The following is a 19,500-nucleotide window of genomic DNA, read 5'->3' on the forward strand; positions in this document are numbered from 1 at the left end:
CAACCGCGATGTCGAAGCCATGCAGCGGCTGCTCATCGAGTTTTTCCTGAAAAGCGGGCGAGCTCTAGCGAACTGTCGAGGTAAGGTTATACTTGTGACAGAAGTCCCGTTAATAGCACGGCCACAAGGGATGGGGTGGATGCTGTCCAGCCAGTAGATTTGCCGTGTCAACCGAACCGTGCTTCGTAGCGACAGGTGCTTTCCAGAGGGACGATGAGATTGGTGGGGTTTTCAGGGTGGCGAGGCCGCGAAGAATGTTATGTTTCTAGAAAATACCAGCAAGATCAAGTGATTACTGTCAACCATCATAAATCCGGGTAGATATACAGAAACTGTACAATTACTTGTTATGCCCAATAAGAGTCATGGAGATATTTAAAGAATTACATGAAATAACCGAGCCTGATCCAAGGACTCATATGTTTCATATATATGATCAATCCTTGGGGGACTTCAGAGAACGTGAAATTTCTGACGTCCATAGAAAACTAATGGAGATTAATTTAAACGAGCATGTTCCAGATGCAATTAAAACGCACTTCGTTACCTCAAAGCATCTCGTTCTTTATTCATGGTTTGTGTATAGATTTATCCCTGTTGCGGAGTTTCATGCTATAGCATCCTTAGAATACGCATTAAAGATAAAAACAGGTAAAAAGAAATGGGGGTTAAAAAGGCTTTTAGCTCATGCGGTAAAAGAAGGCTGGGTAATGGATAATGATTTTTTATATTCACCGACAAAATCTTGAGCGAGACAAGGCCCATGCTGAACAGCTAAAGGGGTTTCTCAATATAGAGCCTCAGGCAGGTATCCCTGAAGAGGGGCGATACACCTCTGTTCTTGTTGAGTCTCTTCCTTATCTGAGAAACGTGTACGCACATGGTAGTAATACAATTGCCCCTCAAGGATATTTAACCTTAATAATATGTGCAGAGTTTATAAACAAGATATTCAAGGCATAAAAAAGGCAAATCAACACGGACTACAAAAGCCGCTACGCGTCTTTTACATCCGGTTATTTGCGATGTTAAGCAGTGACCGAATCTATTCACACCCATAAGGAGATTTCCCGAAATGGACATCCCACGGATATTCAATATCACTGAAAGTGCTCACCGCATCCACAACCCGATCACACCCGAAAAGCTCGCCATTCTCGGCGCAGCGCTGCGTCTGGAATCGGGGACCCGAGTGCTCGACCTCGGTAGCGGTTCGGGCGAGATGCTGTGCACCTGGGCACGCGATCACGGTGTCATCGGCACCGGCATCGACATGAGCCAATTGTTCACCGAGCAAGCGAAACGCCGTGCTGTAGAACTTGGCGTCGCCCATCAAGTTACGTTCATCCATGGCGATGCGGCCGGCTACGTCTCTGACGAGAAGGTCGATGTTGCAGCTTGTGTCGGTGCTACTTGGATCGGCGGGGGAGTCGCCGGCACGATCGAGCTCCTGGCGTGGAGCCTGCGCACCGGAGGGATCATCCTCATCGGCGAGCCTTACTGGCGACAGTTACCGCCGACGGAAGAGGTTGCCAAGGGATGTCTTGCCCACTCGATCTCCGACTTTCTCATGCTTCCAGAACTTCTCGCCTCTTTCGGCCACCTTGGCTACGACGTCGTGGAAATGGTTCTGGCTGACCAAGACGGCTGGGATCGATACGAGGCGGCCAAGTGGCTCACCATGCGCCGATGGCTTGAAGACAATCCCAACGACGAACTCGCGAAAGAGGTTCGAGCCCAACTGACCTCGGAACCCGAGCGCTACGCCGCTTATACGCGTGAATACCTGGGCTGGGGCGTGTTCGCGCTGATGCCGCGTTGATGAGGGAATTACCGGACGACTCAGAAAGTGGGGAAATCCAATCATACTTAACAACTCATCCGAGCCGACACCACTTCGCGGCGCGGCTTAATTCAGGCGTAATGCGGCACACCGACCCTATGATTCAACTTCGACCATATTCCCCAACAGACACTGACGCTATTGCAGCGGTGATCCTGCCGATTCAGCAGCATGAATTTGGCATACCAATCACGATAGAGGCGCAGCCGGATCTACGAAACGTTCAAGAGTTCTACCAACACGGGAGCGGCAACTTCTGGGTTGCAGAGGTCGAGGGTCGCATCGTCGGAACCATTGCCCTCCTCGATATTGGTAATGGCGATGCCGCGCTGCGAAAGATGTTCGTCTCGGAGCCATTTCGCGGAAAGGAGCACGGGGTGGCGCAACGCCTACTCCAAGAGTTGCTGAAGTGGGCCGGAGAGAAGCAACTCAGGCGCATCTATCTCGGCACCACGGAGCAGTTCCTTGCCGCACACAGGTTCTATGAGAAGAACGGCTTTCTCCAAATCGCGAAATCAGACCTACCTGACTCGTTCCCGGTCATGTCGGTAGACACCAAGTTCTACTGCCTGTCACTGCAAACCGCCGCCTAACATCAAACCACATGGTTGCTTGGCGCTCCACGCCGCACAACCACGCGGATCAAGTCGACATCGGCCGTCAAAGCCTTCGACTTTTCCATCCTCGCGGCTTATCCGCCGCCCCGTTATATGTAGAAAGAAATGGAAACGGAATCCAAGAAATCGCTAGAAGATGCAGCCTCAGATAAGAACCATGAGGCCTACGGGCGTGGTGTCAAGCTATTTGAACAAGGCCTCTATAGCTTGGCAAAAAATGAGTTTAAAGCAGCACTTGATTACTGGCCAGAAGATCATCAAGCTTGGATGGCACTCGGTAACTGCTTTGATGAAATGAAAAAAACCCATAAGAGCGGAGAAGTGTTTCAGAAAAGCACTAATATTTTGTTCCGAACAAGAAAGATCAGGGGGCATTTGGAAATCCCTGCCCTCGAAATACCCAGGACGTGCCCATCCATCAAGAACACCATCGTCACGAGGTTGATCGAAATGAAAGTCGAATTTCTGGTTGAAAATGTGAAATGCGGCGGCTGCGCCAGCGCGATTCAAACCGGCTTGAGCCAGGATGCCCGCGTCAAGGCAGTCGCGGTGGACGTGCCGACCGGCCGGGTGAGTGTGGAAACCGAAGGGGATATCGGAGCGGAACTGCGCGCGGCGCTGCAAGCGCTGGGGTATCCCGAAAAAACCGCTTGAAGAACGAAACGGCGGGAAGCAAGGCGGCCTCCGTGCCGCGGCAAATAGGATCTCGCGATTAGAAACGGGTACCGATGTTGATGCCGACCACCCAGGGATCGATCTCCACGGTACCGAGACTGACGCCGTTCAGTTTGGCCTTGGTGTCGATGTCCATATAGCTGACGACGCCGTTGACGAACCAGTTCGGCGCCACGTCGATATCGACGCCCAATTCCCCCGCCAGACCCCAGGACGGATCCAGCGAAAGGCTGGTGCCGGATAAGGCGCCGGTGGTGTCTTCGTTGAAGAAAAAGGTGTAGTTCAAACCGATGCCGGCATACGGGCGGATGTTGCTGGTCGGCATGAAGTGATATTGCACGAAGAGCGTCGGTGGCAACTGTAAGGTATCTGCGACCTTGCCGGCGCCCGTCAGTTCGATGTCGTGCCTGAACGGTAGGGCGAGGAGCAGTTCGATACCGATGTTGGGATTCACCATGTAGGTGAAGTTGAAACCCAGACTGTAACCGTCGTCCACATCGATATTGACGCCGGGCTGGCCCAGGAGATTGGTCAGGTTATCCGATTTGGGAAACACTCCCCAGATACCGGCCCGGGCCACCCAGTCGCCCGCCTCGTAAGCCCGCGCCGCCGCACCCGCCAGAAAAGCGCCCGCCAGGCCGCCGCCACCGCGCTTTTAACCAGTTTCGAAGACATGATGCGTTTCCTATTGTTATTGAACCGATGGTGTATGTGAATGGCGAATAAAAAACTGTATTACAGCAAGGTTATTGTGTGCTATTCACAACACTTTCGTCAAAAAAAAATGAGGTGTATCAATCAAGAAAAGCAATGTGTCTATCCCTCGTCCAGGGGAGGCAGTGTCTGCATGACCTCCTCGAAAGTGGTCAGACCGGCGGCGATCTGACTAGCGGCGCTGACCCTTAGCGGGCGCATGCCCTGTTCGAAGGCGCCGCGCCGCACGAGCTCCTCGTCCGTTTCAGCCCGCAACAAGCGGCGTAGTTCCGGCGTCACCATCAGTAGTTCGTATAAACCCACGCGACCCAGATAACCGGTCTTGCGGCATTCCGAGCAACCTTGCGGCACGCCGACGGTATCGGGTTTCGGCAACGGCCAGGGCCGGACCAGCGCTTCCCACAGCCCGTCTTCGATCTGGCCACTCGTCTTGCAATACGGGCAAAGCGTGCGCACCAAGCGTTGCGCCATGACGCCGATCAGCACGTTTTGGATCAGGTAATACGGTACGCCCAGGTCGAGCAGGCGGGTCACCGCCGAGATGGCGTCGTTAGTATGCAGGGTGGACAGCACCAGATGTCCGGTCAGCGCCGCCTGCACCGCCATCTCCGCAGTGGCCAGGTCGCGGATTTCGCCGACCATGATGATGTCGGGATCTTGCCGCAGCAGGGTGCGAATGCCTTGTTCGAAGGTCAGATCGATGGCCGGCTGTACCTGCATCTGATTGAGTTCCGGCACGATCATTTCGATGGGGTCCTCAACCGTGCAGACATTGACCTCCGGAACCGCCAACTGCTTGAGCGTGGTGTACAGGGTGGTGGTCTTGCCGGAGCCGGTCGGACCGGTCACCAGCACGATGCCATGCGGCCGGGCGATCATCTTGCGCCACACTGCCTCCTCGGTCGGTGCAAAGCCAAGCTGGCTGAAACCCTTGGTCACGGTATCCGGATCGAAAATGCGCAGCACGCATTTTTCGCCGAAGGCGGTGGGCATGGTGGATAGCCGCAGTTCGACTTCCCGACCGGCCGGGGTGCGGGTCTTGATGCGGCCGTCCTGCGGGCGGCGTTTTTCGGCCACATCCATCCGTCCCAGGATCTTGATGCGGCTGGTGACCGCGCTCATCACCACCGGCGGCAACTGGTAGATCGCGTTCAGCACGCCGTCGATGCGAAAGCGGATATGGCCCTGCTCGCGACGCGGTTCCAGATGAATGTCGCTGGCACGCTGGGCGAAGGCGTATTGCAATAGCCAGTCCACGATTTGCACGATCGGCCGTTCGTCGGCGCTCATCTCGCCGCGCCGGCCCAGTTCCAGCAACTGCTCGAAATTGAGGATGCCAGAAGCCGGTTCCAGCGACCCTTGCATCGCGCCTCGCACCGAGCGCGATACGCCGTAGAATTCCATCTGATAGCGGTTGATATCCAGCGGGCTGGCGATGACCCGCTCGATCTCCTTACGCAGGGTCTGCCGCAGGATATCCTGCCACTCGGTCAGATACGGTTCGGTGGTGGCGAACACGACTCGGGTCGCGTCCACCGCGACCGGCAGGATCTGGTAGCGAGCGGCGTACTCGTAGGACACGAATGGCAGTAGGCGCTCGACGGCGGCGATGTCCAGTTTGAGGGGATCGATGCGCAGGTACGGGAGTCCGACCTTGCCGGCCAGCCACTCGGTCAGCAACTCCAGGCTCAACACCCGATGCGGCGGCCGGATTTGATGCAATTGCTTGTTGGCAATCACCACCAGCGGATGCAGCTCGTCACCCTCCGGTCGGGCGCCCAGTCCGGCCCGATCGGCGTCCGCCTTGGCCAACAGCCCATCAGCCACCAGTTCGCTGAGCACTTCCTTGAGGCCCAGCCGATGCGGTGGGACGCGCGGCCGGGACGAGGGACCGGATTGGGGATCGGCGTTCGAGGTGGGACGGGAAACCGGCGTGGTGAAATCCAGGGGACTCATGATAGTGTTTCCAATTTGGCGTAGGCCACCACCAACCATTTGGCGCCGCCCGATGCCGGAAAATCGATCCGTGCCCGAGCGTGGTAGCCGGCACCTTCGACTTCCAGCACCACGCCGTCGCCGAAACGGGCGTGACGCACCCGTTGCCGGGGTCGCAGACCGGTGGGAGTGGTATCGATCCGAGGTATTGGCGGCGGGATCTTCTTTTCCGGCCGCTTGGCGCGGGCGCGTACGTCGCGGGTCAGTTCCTCGGGAATTTCATCGACGAAGCGCGAGGGAGGTGGATAGTTTTCGCGGCCGTACCAGGTGCGTCGCTCGGCGTGGGACACGTACAATTGGCGGCGGGCGCGGGTGATCCCGACATAAGCCAGTCGCCGTTCCTCCTCCAACTGGCGCGTTTCGGCGATCGAGCGGCTGTGCGGGAACAGACCTTCTTCCATCCCCACCAGGAACACCAGCGGGAATTCCAGGCCCTTGGCCATGTGCAGCGTCATCAACTGCACGCAGTCCTCGCCGGCCGCGCCCTGTCCCTGACCGGATTCCAGGGCGGCGTGTGCCAGAAAGGCGTTCAGCCAGTCCGGCTCGGTCGGGTCGGCGCCGACCACGACCGGGTCGGTGTTGGCGGTGAAATCGGCGCTGGCCTTGATCAGTTCTTCCAGGTTCTCGGCCCGCATTTCGCCTTTGTCGGCCTTGTCCTGCTCGTACATCGCCAACAAGCCGCTATGGGTGACGATATGTTCCATTCGGCCGGGTAGCGACCGGTCGCGGCTGTCACGATCCAGCGCCTCAACCAAGAGCAGGAAACCGCGCACGGCGTTGGCGGCCCGTCCGCTCAGCCCGCCCGCCGTCAGCAAGCCCGCCGCGGTTCGCCACAGCGAATCGCCCTGGGCGCGCGCGGTTTCACGCAGCAGATCCAGGGTTCGCCCGCCGATGCCGCGCGCCGGGACATTGACCACTCGTTCGAAGGACGGATCGTCGTCGCGATTGGCGACCAGCCGCAGATAGGCTAGGGCGTCCTTGATCTCGGCTCGCTCGAAGAAGCGCAGCCCGCCGTAGATGCGGTAGGGCATCGCCATTCCGATCAGCGTTTCCTCGAACAGCCGCGACTGGGCGTTGGAGCGGTACAAGATCGCCGCGTCGCGGTAGCGGCCACCCGTCTCCATCCACTGACGAATACGCCCGGCGACGAAACGCGCCTCGTCCACTTCATTCAGGGCGTTGTAGATCTGGATCGGTTCGCCGTCGGCGTCGGCGGTCCACAGGTTCTTGCCCAGCCGAGCGGTGTTTTGCGCGATCAGGGCGTTGGCGGCCTTCAGAATGTTGTGCGTGGAGCGGTAGTTCTGCTCCAGCCGGATGGTGGTGGTACCGGGGAAGTCGTCGGCGAAGCGTTGAATATTCTCGACCTTCGATCCTCGCCAGCCGTAGACGCATTGGTCGTCGTCGCCGACGATGAACACGTCGCCTCGGCCGTCGCCCAGCAGCCGTACCCATCGGTATTGGATGGTGTTGGTGTCCTGGAACTCATCCACCAGCACATGCTGGAACCGCTCCCGATAATGGGCCAGCAATTCCGGGTTGTCGCGCCACAGTTCGTAGGCGCGCAGCAGCAGCTCGCCGAAATCCACCAGCCCGCCGCGTTCGCATTCCTGCTGGTAGACGGTGTAGATGCGCTGGTACTGGCGCTGGACCGGATCGTCGCCGGCCAGATCGGCCGGGCGTTGACCTTCGTCCTTGCAACGGTTGACGAAGCCGGCGGCCTGCGACGGCGGCCATTTTTTTTTCGTCCAGATTCAGGTCGCGCAGCACCCGTTTCATCAACCGGGTCTGATCGTCGCTGTCGAGGATCTGGAAGGCGCGCGGCAACCGGGCTTCCTGCCAGTGCTGGCGCAGCAGACGGTGGGCGATACCGTGAAAGGTGCCGATCCAAAGCCCGCCAACCGCTTGATCCATCTGCTCCTCGACCCGGCCGCGCATTTCGGTGGCGGCCTTGTTGGTGAAGGTCACCGCCAGGATCGACCAGGGCGAGGCGTGTTCCACCGCCAGCAGCCAGGCGATGCGCCGGGTCAGTACCCGGGTTTTGCCGCTGCCGGCCCCGGCCAGCACCCGCAAGGGACCCGGCGGCGCCGTGACCGCCGCGCGCTGGGGTTCGTTGAGATCGTCGAGTATCCAGGAAATGTCCATGGTCGGCGATTCTAGCAAAACCAGGCGATCCTGATTGCTATGCTACAGTCTCAATATTGTTTTAGGTTTTTGGTACGATCCGGCCGTCATCGACTACAAACACCCGCGTTCTTCAACTGACGAAAAGTGCTGCACGCATGAAAATCACGATTTTTGGTTCCGGCTATGTCGGGCTGGTCACTGGCGCCTGCTTTGCCGAGGTGGGCAACGACGTGCTGTGCGTGGATGTGGACCCGCGCAAGGTCGAAATGCTGCAACGGGGCGAAATTCCCATCCACGAACCAGGCCTCGATGAGGTGGTGCAACGCAACAGCGCCGCCGGCCGGCTGCGGTTCACCACCGATGTGGCCGAAGGCGTCGCTCACGGCCTGTTCCAGTTCATCGCCGTCGGCACCCCGCCCGACGAGGACGGTTCCGCCGACTTGCAGCACGTACGCGCCGTGGCCCGTTCCATCGGCCAGCACCTGGAGGAGTATCGGGTGGTGGTCAACAAATCCACCGTGCCGGTGGGCACCGCCGGCGTGGTGTATGAAACCATCGCCGCCGTGCTGGCCGAACGCGGCCGGGACATTCCGTTTTCGGTGGTTTCCAACCCGGAATTCCTCAAGGAAGGCGCGGCGATCCAGGATTTCATGCGCCCAGACCGCATCATCGTCGGCAGCGACGATCATCGCGCCACCGTGCAGTTGCGCAACCTGTACGCGCCGTTCAACCGCAACCGCGACCGACTGATCGAGATGGACGTGCGTTCGGCCGAGCTGAGCAAATACGCCGCCAACGCCATGCTCGCCACCAAGATCAGCTTCATGAACGAGATCGCCAACCTGGCCGAGCGGCTCGGTGCCGACATCGAGAAAGTCCGGGTGGGCATCGGCGCCGACCCGCGCATCGGCTACCACTTCATCTATCCGGGCGCGGGATACGGCGGTTCCTGTTTTCCCAAGGACGTCAAGGCCCTGGAGTACACCGCTCGCGCGGCGGGTTACGAAGCCACCCTGCTGCAAGCGGTGGAAGCAGTCAACGAGCGGCAGAAACAGGTGCTGTTCGACAAGATCCGTCGCCACTTCCAGGGCGAGTTGCGCGGGCGAACCTTCGCCGTCTGGGGGCTGGCGTTCAAGCCGGGCACCGACGACATGCGCGAGGCGCCCAGCCGTAATTTGCTGGAGGCATTGTGGAATGCCGGTTGCGCGGTGCGCGCCTACGATCCGGCGGCGATGAGCGAAGCCCGGCGCATCTATGGCGAACGGCCCAATTTCCAGCTATGCGAACAGCCGATGGAGGCACTGGCCGACGCCGATGCTCTAGTCATCGTCACTGAGTGGATTCTGTTCCGCAGCCCGGACTTTGCCGCCATCCGCCAGGCGCTCAAACAGCCGGTGATCTTCGACGGCCGCAATCTATATGATCCCGATTACCTGCGCGAACAAGGTTTCGCCTATTACGCCATCGGTCGAGGTGAACAAGCATGATCGTCCCCGTCATCCTGTCCGGCGGTAGCGGTACCCGGTTGTGGCCGCTGTCGCGTGAAGCCTATCCCAAGCAGTTCCTGCCGCTGGTGGACCAGAACACCATGCTGCAGAACACTGCGTTGCGGCTGGCTGGTTTGGCCGATGTCGCCGCGCCGCTGGTGGTCTGCAACCAGGAGCACCGTTTCATGGTCGCGGAGCAGATGCGATCGGCCGGCGTGCGGCCGGCGGCAGTGGTGCTGGAGCCGATCGGCCGCAACACCGCGCCGGCGGTCGCGGTCGCGGCCCTGCACGCCCAGGCCGCCGGCGACGACCCGATCCTGCTGGTGCTCCCTTCCGATCACGTCATCGCCGATATCGCCGGTTTCCAAGCCGCCGTGCGGCGGGTCGTGCCTCACGCCGAAGCCGGTCGGCTGATCACCTTCGGCATTGTCCCCATTGCTCCGGAATCCGGTTACGGTTACATCAAGGCCGGCGCGCCGTTGGACGACTCCGGCATCGGCGTGGTGGAGCGTTTCGTCGAAAAACCCGATGTCGCCACCGCCCAGACTTACCTGGAATCCGGCCATTACTACTGGAACAGCGGCATGTTCATGTTTCGGGCCTCGGCCTTTCTGGCGGAACTGGAGCGCTTCGCTCCAGCGATGTTGGCCGCCTGCCAGCAGGCGCTGGCCACCGAACAGGCCGACCGGGACTTTCTGTGGCTGGGACCGGAAGCGTTTGCCGCCTGCCCCAAGGATTCGATCGACTACGCGGTGATGGAAAAGACCGCTCATGCGGTGGTGATGCCACTGGCGGTGGGTTGGAACGACGTCGGCTCCTGGACGGCGTTGTGGGAAGTCGGCCAGCATGACGCCGACGGTAACATCGAGCGCGGCGACGTCATCAACATCGACACTCGTGATTCCTACATCGATGCCGCCTCGCGATTGGTCGCCACCGTGGGCGTCGAGCACCTGGTGGTGGTCGAGACCGCCGATGCGGTGCTGGTGGCGAGCAAGGATCGGGTGCAGGAGGTCAAGGCCATCGTCGACCAGCTCAAAGCCAGCCGCCGCCCGGAAGGTTCCATGCACCGCAAGGTCTATCGCCCTTGGGGCTGCTACGATTCGATCGATCTGGATGCCCGTTTTCAGGTCAAGCGTATCATGGTCCGGCCCGGCGCATGTATCTCCGCGCAGATGCACCATCATCGCGCCGAGCACTGGGTGGTGGTCAGCGGCACCGCCCGCGTACACCGGGGCAATGAGGAGTTCCTGCTGACCGAGAACCAATCCACCTACATTCCGGTCGGGGTCCAGCACCGCTTGACCAATCCCGGCAAGATTCCGCTGGAAATCATCGAGGTGCAATCGGGAAGTTATCTGGGCGAGGACGATATCGTCCGCTTCGAGGACGTGTACGGGCGCGGCAATCGCTAATCGGACCTTTGTCTGCTGATCGGCTTATGGGTCACAACCTTGGAACATCTTCACGCGCCTATATTGATTATAAGCAAAACTCCGCATCATGACGATGCGGAGTTTTGCTTAATATTCGAGACGAAAGCACTAAAATAAAGCGCTCACCTAAAGTCATTGCTCTTTTCTGGTGCGGCTTTAATAAACCATAACTCATACAAAAAATAATTATTTTGCTGTTCGGGGCGTCCCATGCCTTCCACACAAGGCAAGATAACTTTTTCCGTATTGCAATTTGCTAAGGACGCTTGAGTTTTTGCTGACTTTTTTTAATCTCTTGCGTGTTGCTCCCATGCTTTGGGTCTTTCGCAATCGCACGGCCACAATCCCATTGGTTTGAAGCTTGCATATCCTCTCCTAAAACTATTCATCGTATTGCAACGGTAATTACCCAATCCGTTTGTTAGAAATTTCAACGAATTCGTCTTGTTACCAAGGGGGTCGTCCGTGCTGTCCTTATGGCTCACGCACCGTTGGCGCTGGCTGCTCGTCTGCGTCTTGATCAGTTCGCCGGCGCTGGCCGCCGATACCACCGCTTCCCAATCCGCCGTCGATACCATCTGGTTAGCCATCAGCGCGGGATTGGTTTTCTTCATGCAGGCGGGATTCGCCTTGCTCGAAGGTGGCATGGCGCGCAGCAAGAATGCCGTCAACGTGTTGATGAAAAACTACATGGATGTCTGCGTGGGTGGCATCCTCTTCTGGTTGGTCGGTTTCGGCCTCATGTTCGGCAACAATCCCAGCGGTTGGTTTGGCACCAGCCATTTCGCCTTGTCCAGCGCATCCCCTTGGGATTGGACTTTCATGCTGTTTCAGATGATGTTCGCCGCGACCGCCACGACCATCGTCTCCGGGGCAATGGCGGAACGCGTCCATTTCAGCGCCTATCTCATTGGTGCTTGTGTCATTTCCGGGCTGATTTACCCGATTTTCGGTAGCTGGGCCTGGGGTGGTTACGGTGGTGGCGATGGCTGGCTCAAGGCATTGGGCTTCGTCGATTTCGCTGGATCGACCGTCGTGCATTCCATCGGCGGGTGGTGCGCCTTGGCCGGGATCATGGTTCTAGGACCGCGTTTAGGACGGTTTGGCCCGAACGGGGAACTACGCCCCGTTCCTGGACATAATTTGAGCCTGGTCGTATTGGGGGGGTTCATTCTCTGGTTCGGCTGGATTGGATTCAATGGCGGTTCTACGCTCGCGGCCGACGTCAGCATTGGCAAAATCTTGATCAATACCCATCTGGGCGCTTGCGCCAGCGCCACCAGCGCCGCATTGCTCAGCATGTTCCTGGGTCGGCCCATCCTGATGACGGCGACCGTCAACGCCAGCATCGGTGGATTGGTGGCCATCACCGCTGGTTGCGCCACGATGGACCCCCCCCTACGCCGGTGCTCACTGGCGCTGTCGCTGGCATCATCGCGACGATAGGACCCGCCATCTTGACGAGGATGCGCCTGGATGACGTGGTGGACGCCGTTTCCGTTCATGCATTCTGCGGTGTCTGGGGAACGCTGGCGGCTGGGCTGTTTTACAGCGGAGACCTGTTCAATACATACCGCATCATGATCCAGGCCATTGGTATCGCAACCGCTTTCATCTGGGGATTCGGCACCGCTTCGATCACCTATCTGCTACTCGCTCGCATAATGGGTATCCGTTCCAACGCGATCCATGAGCAGCGCGGCCTCGATTTGACCGAGCATAACGAAATTGGCTATCCCGAGTTTCAACAACTGCATGCCTTTAACCCGGATAGTTTAAACCGTTAGGGTTGCTCGTCATCTTGGGCGATTTTCGCCGCCGATGAAGAGCTTGGGGAGGGGTTTGTCACACGATCTCATCTGTGCGTGGCGCAACCGAGCCCGCGTGCCCGATCGTTGTTCGGGATTCGCTCAAGCCACGAAGACGAATTGCCATTCCCTGGAGGCAGGCTAAGCGCAAGTTCCAGTTCGATATCACCATCTCGACGACTGGACATGCAAATACTTTCCGAGAAATTGGTATGAAGTTCGAAACCCTAAGATTCGAAGAAAAAAAGGATCGCCGTTGAGCAAGGATTGATGCCTTTTCTTGACGGTGAACGACTGCTCCTCGCCCTGCAAATCTGGGAAGAGAAATACTCCAATGAGCCGATTTTCGGTCTGACACGGTTTGTCAACGAGCTATGCGATAGCACGGCGTTGCAAGTACAACGTGGCAAGGTACTACAAGCACTGATTCAGACTCTGACCAATCTTTCATCCTCGTCACCCGTGCGTGCCTCTCAACTAAATGCCGAACTTCCTGTCAAGGTGGCGCAATCAAGCCGCGTGCCCCAACAGGATGCCACCTGGACTTGCATGTTGCTCGTGGACACGCTCATGCGCGGTCTGTCCCCGGAAAAAAAGCGGCGGGGTCCGCCTCTATATGCTGAACAATCTAGGAACCTTGCGCCAACCCGAGGCGGTTCAAACAGCCCTACGCGCTTGGCTCAACCAGCAACAGAACACTATTTCCGTATCGATCGCGGAATCCGTGCTGACCCGTATCGTCAATCTCGCTTATGTTGCTCTGTGTGAATACGAAGGACCGATCAAGGCCGACCACATGCTCCACAATGCTGTGTTGACCGTCGAAAAAATGGCGACCAACTCATCGTTTCCGGTACGGCGACTGCTCTAAACGGTGGAATTCCACGTCGCCATCTGAAATGGGAGGCTATGCGCGATAGCCCGCGACTGCGGAAACCACCGCCGAAGGTCATCATCTGGTCCTGAGCACGCGGCTTGAGCGCGATCCGGCCGCATTGGGAACGGTTTTCGGCATCGCCTTGCGTAGGTAAAGCCACGGCCATGCGGAGTGAAACGCAACTCGGACCCGCCCCATTCAGTGTGCGCTGAGATACTGCAACATCTGCCGAGGCGTGAGCTTGATGCTCGACGGCCCGCTGCGGATATGAAATTCCTCGTTGCCGCCGCCGACGATCAGAAACGCCGGTTCCCTGGCCTTTTCGCAGACCACCGCCACCAGCGTCTTGCCGGCGACGGGGCGGATTTCGGCATGGAGATACTTGCTAAATTCGGCGCCGATGTGCTGGTTGATCAGGTTCTTGAAGTGCAGTAGGCACTTGTCGTCATTTTCGAACTGGTCCGCCGCGATGCCAACCACCTCGCCGCCGTCGTTGACACCGATCAGCAGCACGCCGCCGTCGGTGTTGAGAAAGCCCACCACGCTCTTGAGCCAGGCCAGTTCGATTTCCTTGCCCGCCTTGCCGGTCTTGAGGTTGGTGCGCAGCGTGGATTTGAATTCCAGATTCGGGCTTTCGCCGTAGCGGATCAGGGCCAGTACCTTTTCCTCGAATTCGGCCGGATGGTCGGTCAGGGAGGGCAGCGCCTTGAATTGGCGGCCGTAGTGGCGGGTGAGCAGCAGGGTTACGAGCAAACCGGCGGCCAGCGCCAGCGTTCCCACCGTGAGCACCAGCGTCCAGCCGCCTTGCAGGGCACCGAGAAAATCCAGTTCGGGCACCGCGATGCCCAGCCACAACCCCTTGTCCGGATTACTCAGCGGTTGCAGCCAGGCCCACCAGTTGCCGCCGCCGCTCGGGTAGGTCAGCGGTTGCCGCGCCGGGCGGCCGGCCGCCAGCCAAGCCTTTGCCGCGGCGAACACCGGTCCGGCGTCCAACTGCTCGGGCGATAGGCTGACCGGGAAGGCGGAACTCGTGTTCTCGTCCATGGCCGGCGGCAACAGCACGGCGCCGTTGGCTTCGGTGATGAACGCCGCGCCGCCTAAACTCACTTTCAATCCCGCCAGCGCGCCGAGGACGTTACCCAGCGGTAAGTCCAGTCCCAGCACGTAATTGCGGCCGGGTTCGTCCGAACGTTGGAAGCGCACGGCACCGGTGATGCCGGACGTGCGTTCGGTGAAAAACAGATAGGGGTGGGTCCAGAAGACGCCACTGGCATCCGTCATTGCCAGAGCGCCCTTGAACCAGGCTCGGGAGCGCGGATCGTAGTCTTCCTGTCCCCGGCGTTCCTCGATTTGCACACCGGGACCGCTCCAGCGTCGCCAGACCGCGTTTCCCTGGGCGTCCACACTGCGGGAGAGCCACGCCTTGTCCTTCCGGGCCAGGTAGAAAGACCGTCCGTCCGAATCGCCCAGCACCAGAGCGGATATTCGGGGCAAATTTTCCAGGACCGGAATGAAGCGGTCGACCAGGGCCGCCGCGTCGTCCAGATTCAGGGCGCCCGCCGCACCCCAGCCCTGGGCTATGCGTAGGCTGTTTTCCGGGATTTGCAGAAAGCCGGTCAGGTCGTTGCTGGTTTTCTGGGCCAGTGCCTGCAATTGTTCCTGGGCCAGCTTGTCGCGCAGCGATTCGCCGGCAAAGAACACGGCGACCAGCACACTCCCGATGGTCAGAACGAGCAGCAGCAGCAGGTCGCGGAGCAGACGCTTGCGCGGACCGAGGCGGGGCGGTTTGCGGCGTTGGATTGAGGAGGTCCACATGGTGGTTGGCGGGTCCATAAACGATGGCAACAAAATGGGTGGAGCAACTTTTTTTTCAGGATCGATCGAACGCGACCTGCAGTAGAATTCTGGTGGATGCGCCGCCTTTCGTTCAATCATCGGATTGACGCATGGCGATCGACCCTTTCGACCTGACGAGTTTATCCCGATGTGTATGCCTCAGCACTGCCCAAAACACCGCTCCGAGGAAGAGGAAATCAAAGTCTGGCGCTGTGGCCGCTGTTGCCATTCCAGCCTGCCTCGCCAGAAACAGGGCGCTTGTCAAAGCGAAGTTCCAAAACAGGGTGTTGGCGCCATCGGGATCAAGGTTCGGCAGCATTCCCGCCACCGGGCGGCCCAGCAACAGCCGGGTGGAGGATGTCCCAAGGCCAGTTCACCTCCTACTCCGGGAAGCGGGCAATAAAGGAATCGTTTCCCGATGAGCGCGCCACGCGCTCAAGACTCTTTCAGCTTCGTACCTTGCTGCAACAACCTGAATTTATGATGAAATTTCCTGGCGAGACAGAGTGAATTGGAAGAGCTTGAGCGAGAGGGTCAGGGAAGCGGGAGTGTTGGAAGCTTGGAGTCTAGGTGGTTGGGGTAGTGCGTACTTCACCCAACCTACTTTGGCTTGGTTAGCTCTTCTGCACGTTTGATCACGAAGTCCATGAAATTCGGGTGATTGGCAATCCCGAAGAGATCATCTCTACCGTTGAAGCGCTGTAAGCAGGCAGCGACGACGGCTTCGGCTGTATGTGTACCCTCTCGTTTCACCGTGCTATTCGCTAACGACAGTACTCCGTTTACAGACATCTTGAAGCGCTTGCGCTTCTCCAATGGCACATCTAGATCTGCGGTGATTGCATCAAGTACTTCTCGCCACGGGCGCAAATCAGTTGTAGAGCATTTGATTTCGTGTGGTAACGTCCACCAGTGCAAGCGACGGTGTCCGAAAACCGAGACTTGATGAAGATCAGCATAATGAAATATAGAAGGCTCGAATGGTACCCCCCAGATGGGTGCACTAGCCAGTGTTCCCGAAGTGCGCCCAGAGAACTCGACCATGCCACCTCGTTCGGACACGAAGATAATGTTAGGTGGGAGCTGTGAACTCAACCGTTTCGCTGCTGCCTGTGCCGATACTTCGCAGTCATGACATAGACGCACATGACACTCGCTGAGGTCTTGGGTCGAGGTCAGCAGACGAGATAGCCAACCTGACGGCATCAAGATCTCTGCGGCAAACTGATTCGCTTCGTCCTCGTGAACCCAGTATTCGCCCTTGGCTTCGATATGGTTGGGATCAAGGTGATCAACTATCGTTCCCCAATGCCAGGGAATGACGATGTGACCTAGCTCGTGGGCTTCAGTAAATCTCCGCCGTAGTCGATGATTCGAGGAGTTGATTACTACTCTCGCTCTCTTGCCAGGAACCTTTAGATTGAGGCAAACGCCGTCAACTCCATTGATCGAGATCACAGCATCGACAACATCGGCGTACTGCCTGAGTAATGAACGAACGTCAACAGGCGGTGTAAGCTTATATACCTCAGCGAGCCGCTTAGCGAACTTGGCGGGTACTGTCAGGACTATTCCCACAATCCGTTGCTCTGGAGCCAGCATACCAGCTGTTGTGCCTTGTTGGTGGACTCAGCGCGCGCCGCTATTGGCAATGCGTTGAAATCTCTAATTAGTTCAACTGCATCTCTACCAGTACGGTGAGCATCCAAGATAAAATAGAGTGCACTAGGTTCAGTAACCCATAAGCTGTACTCTTCTCTTGTCATGCCCAAGAATTTGTGCAGTGGCACATCGGATTCGTGTTCGTGCCAAGTATCGACGTAATTGTCAATCTCCTCAGGCAGGCACTCGCCTTGTAGGCAAAGTTCGACAAAGTTAGACATCGATCTTTCTTCCTCTCACGGGTTCTTTGATCAGTCTGCCGTGTATTGCATCTATTACACCAAGATGCTTTCCACGTTTGTTGAAAACCTCAATTTCACCGTGCAATGAGTCCCAGGTATACAACCGATCTCCGTCTTTGGATCGCCACCTTCTTTCACCATTAAAGGCACCTAAAAGCTCGCAGGAATCGAGAAATGAGGGTCTTGGGATTGGAATAGGCACTATTTAAGCCGTTAATTTTATAATATAAAATTCCATATGTCTCCCCTCGGCCAATTTAAACGGCACCCTGCAAACCGAGAAAATTGTCTAAATTTTAGACAAAGGAAGCGCGTTTTCCAATCCCCACCTTGATCCCTACGCCTTGATAAGCATAAGTTGAAATCTCCAAGTTGCTCCCCCCCCGCCCTGTTAGTGCGTTTTCGTGTTCTTGCACTTCCCCAATCTCTTTTCCGAAAGTTCGAAGCGAAGGGAACGGAGAAGGGAGCTTCGGTTCGATGCTTGGGATTGCCGGCGCAACACGGTTCGCCGCCTCCAAGATATCGGCAATACATGGGGTTAGCGGGGTTCTTGGATCGAGTCGAAGCGCTGCCACCGCTGCATTGCGAGTGGATATCTTCTTCACCGACTGAGTAGAGAGCCATATTGCTGATTCGGTCGCTTTCCTTGGATGGCGGTTGCCCAAGCGATCGACTATCCCAACAGGATTGCTATAGTTCATCGGTCCTCGGGCCGCATGAAGGAAGATCATGAACGCCATCGGCGATCCGCCAACCACCCCGCCCGTCACGATCTTTGCCATCCCGAACATCCGTCGATTTTTGGCTTTTCGGCTACTGTTCGGAGTCCGTTTCTACTACCCCGTGTTCGCGGTGCTGTTTCTCGATTTCGGCTTGAGCATCGGCCAGTTCACCGTATTGAATGCGATCTGGGCGGGGGCCATCGTCCTCTGCGAAGTGCCGTCCGGCGCCCTGGCGGACGCACTCGGTCGGCGCGCGCTGCTGGTGGCGGCCGGCGCGCTCATGGTCGTCGAGATCGCGCTGCTTTGCTTCGTCCCGTTGGGCAATCCGCAACTGGTGTTCGCGGTGTTTTTGCTCAACCGCTTGCTCAGCGGTCTGGCCGAGGCATTGGCCAGCGGCGCCGACGAGGCGCTGGCCTACGATAGCCTGAAAGCGTGCGGTCGGGCGGCGGATTGGCCGCGCGTGCTGGCCACGCTGATGCGCTGGAATTCGTTGGCCTTCGTCGCGGCGCTGGCGCTCGGTGCGCTGGTCTACGACGCCGCGACCTTACAAGAATTGCTGCGGGGACTCGGCTGGGATCTGACGCTCGATCAACAAACCACGATGCGTTTTCCGCTGTATCTGACCCTAATCACCGCGCTCGGCGCGTGGTGGGCGACACTGGGGATGACGGAGCCGGGCGAGCGGCCCGAACGGAAGAACGGCTTGCTCCAAGCCATCCTGGCCGCCTTTCGCCTGACGCTGAACGCCGGCCGCTGGATTCTGAACACGCCACTGGCCTTGACGGTCATCGTCGGGGGCATGTTGTTCGATCATCTCTGCCGATTGTTCGTGACGCTGAACAGCACCTATTTCCGGCTGATCGGTTTACCGGACGCCAGTTTCGGCTTGATCGGCGCCGGGATCGCCTTACTGGGCGTCGCCATCGCCCGACCAGCCGCGGCATTGGGCCGACGCTCGCCGCGTTTCAACTTCGTGCTGCTGACGCTGTTATGCCTGCTGGGCTTGGCCGGTGCGGCATTGGCGTTACCGTTCGGCTTGGGTTTGCTACCGGTCGTATTGCTCCATGTGGCGATGCTGCTGACCTCTTTCCTAGTTAGCCACTATCTCAACGCGATCACCGATTCCACTCAACGCGCGACGGTGCTGAGCTTCAAGGGTTTGACCTTCAATCTCGGTTACGGCGCGCTCGGCTTGCTGTATGCGGGATTGCTGGCGGTGTTGCGCGAAGAAGCGGTTTCACCTGAAAGCGAGATCGCGATATTCCATGCCTCCCTACCGTGGCTGCTGGGATATGGCGCGCTGGCTTGCTCGCTGTTTGCCGCTGTCGTGGCGGTGTGGATGCGCGGGAGACGATCCCACGCATTGGATCGTCTGAATGTGCCCATCGGGGAAACTCCACCTTGAATTGAGCCATCCGGTACAGTCGAGCGGGCGCTGGGTCCGAGACGAAACCGAATCGCG

The 19,500-nt window shown here is 58.2% G+C and carries 16 protein-coding genes and 2 pseudogenes; 9 read left to right on the forward strand and 9 right to left on the reverse strand.

The window, feature by feature from the left end; genetic code table 11:
• The first annotated feature begins 365 nt into the window (after positions 1 to 365).
• The 4 genes from E4P82_RS06360 (at position 366) to E4P82_RS21835 (ending at position 3,114) form a co-directional block, all read left to right on the forward strand.
• On the forward strand, positions 366 to 749 hold the full coding sequence (locus tag E4P82_RS06360) for a hypothetical protein (protein WP_169248110.1): 384 nt from the start codon (positions 366 to 368) through the stop codon (positions 747 to 749).
• A gap of 326 nt (positions 750 to 1,075) precedes the next feature.
• Positions 1,076 to 1,822, forward strand: a complete 747-nt coding sequence (locus E4P82_RS06365; RefSeq protein WP_169248111.1) for an SAM-dependent methyltransferase — start codon at positions 1,076 to 1,078, stop codon at positions 1,820 to 1,822.
• A 119-nt stretch (positions 1,823 to 1,941) separates the two neighbouring features.
• Positions 1,942 to 2,436 carry a GNAT family N-acetyltransferase gene (locus tag E4P82_RS06370; protein ID WP_169248160.1) on the forward strand — a complete coding sequence of 165 codons (495 nt, stop codon included), beginning with the start codon at positions 1,942 to 1,944 and terminating at the stop codon, positions 2,434 to 2,436.
• A gap of 129 nt (positions 2,437 to 2,565) precedes the next feature.
• Entirely contained in the window at positions 2,566 to 3,114 is a 549-nt protein-coding gene (locus E4P82_RS21835; protein ID WP_246327392.1) for a heavy-metal-associated domain-containing protein, read from the forward strand.
• A gap of 58 nt (positions 3,115 to 3,172) precedes the next feature.
• Here E4P82_RS21835 and E4P82_RS06380 read toward each other — a convergent pair whose 3' ends face one another.
• From E4P82_RS06380 to uvrD, 3 genes and pseudogenes are all read right to left on the reverse strand, one after another.
• Positions 3,173 to 3,772, reverse strand: a complete 600-nt coding sequence (locus E4P82_RS06380; RefSeq protein ID WP_169248162.1) for an OmpW family outer membrane protein — start codon at positions 3,770 to 3,772, stop codon at positions 3,173 to 3,175.
• 179 nt (positions 3,773 to 3,951) lie between these two features.
• Positions 3,952 to 5,805, reverse strand: coding sequence for a GspE/PulE family protein (locus E4P82_RS06385; protein WP_169248112.1), 1,854 nt, complete (start codon positions 5,803 to 5,805; stop codon positions 3,952 to 3,954).
• A pseudogene (gene uvrD, locus E4P82_RS06390) lies at positions 5,802 to 7,986 on the reverse strand (DNA helicase II). The gene E4P82_RS06385 and the pseudogene uvrD overlap by 4 nt, the downstream one beginning before the upstream one ends.
• A gap of 137 nt (positions 7,987 to 8,123) precedes the next feature.
• Between uvrD and E4P82_RS06395 the strand changes: the two are divergent.
• The 4 genes and pseudogenes from E4P82_RS06395 (at position 8,124) to E4P82_RS06410 (ending at position 13,570) form a co-directional block, all read left to right on the forward strand.
• A complete protein-coding gene (locus tag E4P82_RS06395; protein ID WP_169248113.1) occupies positions 8,124 to 9,455 on the forward strand; it encodes a UDP-glucose dehydrogenase family protein in 1,332 nt (443 codons plus the stop codon).
• Positions 9,452 to 10,870 (forward strand): mannose-1-phosphate guanylyltransferase/mannose-6-phosphate isomerase, encoded by a 1,419-nt coding sequence (locus E4P82_RS06400; RefSeq protein WP_169248114.1) that lies wholly within the window; start codon positions 9,452 to 9,454, stop codon positions 10,868 to 10,870. The genes E4P82_RS06395 and E4P82_RS06400 overlap by 4 nt, the downstream gene beginning before the upstream one ends.
• A 522-nt stretch (positions 10,871 to 11,392) precedes the next feature.
• A pseudogene (locus tag E4P82_RS06405) lies at positions 11,393 to 12,678 on the forward strand (ammonium transporter).
• 637 nt (positions 12,679 to 13,315) lie between these two features.
• Complete coding sequence (locus E4P82_RS06410) at positions 13,316 to 13,570, forward strand: hypothetical protein (protein ID WP_169248115.1); 255 nt, start codon at positions 13,316 to 13,318, stop codon at positions 13,568 to 13,570.
• Between the two features lie 204 nt (positions 13,571 to 13,774).
• Here the strand turns inward: E4P82_RS06410 and E4P82_RS06415 are convergent, their stop codons facing one another.
• The 6 genes from E4P82_RS06415 to E4P82_RS06440 form a co-directional block, all read right to left on the reverse strand.
• A complete protein-coding gene (locus E4P82_RS06415) occupies positions 13,775 to 15,391 on the reverse strand; it encodes an RNA-binding domain-containing protein (protein WP_169248116.1) in 1,617 nt (538 codons plus the stop codon).
• 112 nt (positions 15,392 to 15,503) lie between these two features.
• Positions 15,504 to 15,731, reverse strand: a complete 228-nt coding sequence (locus tag E4P82_RS06420) for a hypothetical protein (RefSeq protein WP_169248117.1) — start codon at positions 15,729 to 15,731, stop codon at positions 15,504 to 15,506.
• A 281-nt stretch (positions 15,732 to 16,012) separates the two neighbouring features.
• Positions 16,013 to 17,014 (reverse strand): ImmA/IrrE family metallo-endopeptidase, encoded by a 1,002-nt coding sequence (locus E4P82_RS06425; protein ID WP_169248118.1) that lies wholly within the window; start codon positions 17,012 to 17,014, stop codon positions 16,013 to 16,015.
• Positions 16,981 to 17,295 carry a hypothetical protein gene (locus E4P82_RS06430; RefSeq protein WP_169247943.1) on the reverse strand — a complete coding sequence of 105 codons (315 nt, stop codon included), beginning with the start codon at positions 17,293 to 17,295 and terminating at the stop codon, positions 16,981 to 16,983. The genes E4P82_RS06425 and E4P82_RS06430 overlap by 34 nt, the downstream gene beginning before the upstream one ends.
• Positions 17,288 to 17,518, reverse strand: a complete 231-nt coding sequence (locus E4P82_RS23095) for a colicin E3/pyocin S6 family cytotoxin (protein ID WP_312914268.1) — start codon at positions 17,516 to 17,518, stop codon at positions 17,288 to 17,290. Before E4P82_RS23095 ends, E4P82_RS06430 begins: the two co-directional genes overlap by 8 nt.
• 94 nt (positions 17,519 to 17,612) lie before the next feature.
• On the reverse strand, positions 17,613 to 18,056 hold the full coding sequence (locus E4P82_RS06440) for a hypothetical protein (protein ID WP_169248119.1): 444 nt from the start codon (positions 18,054 to 18,056) through the stop codon (positions 17,613 to 17,615).
• Between E4P82_RS06440 and E4P82_RS06445 the strand changes: the two genes are divergently transcribed.
• On the forward strand, positions 18,046 to 19,443 hold the full coding sequence (locus E4P82_RS06445; RefSeq protein ID WP_169248120.1) for an MFS transporter: 1,398 nt from the start codon (positions 18,046 to 18,048) through the stop codon (positions 19,441 to 19,443). The genes E4P82_RS06440 and E4P82_RS06445 overlap by 11 nt on opposite strands.
• The last annotated feature ends 57 nt before the right edge of the window (positions 19,444 to 19,500 follow it).

It is taken from the genome of Candidatus Competibacter phosphatis (assembly GCF_012939995.1).
Classification (GTDB): Bacteria; Pseudomonadota; Gammaproteobacteria; order Competibacterales; family Competibacteraceae; genus Competibacter; species Competibacter phosphatis.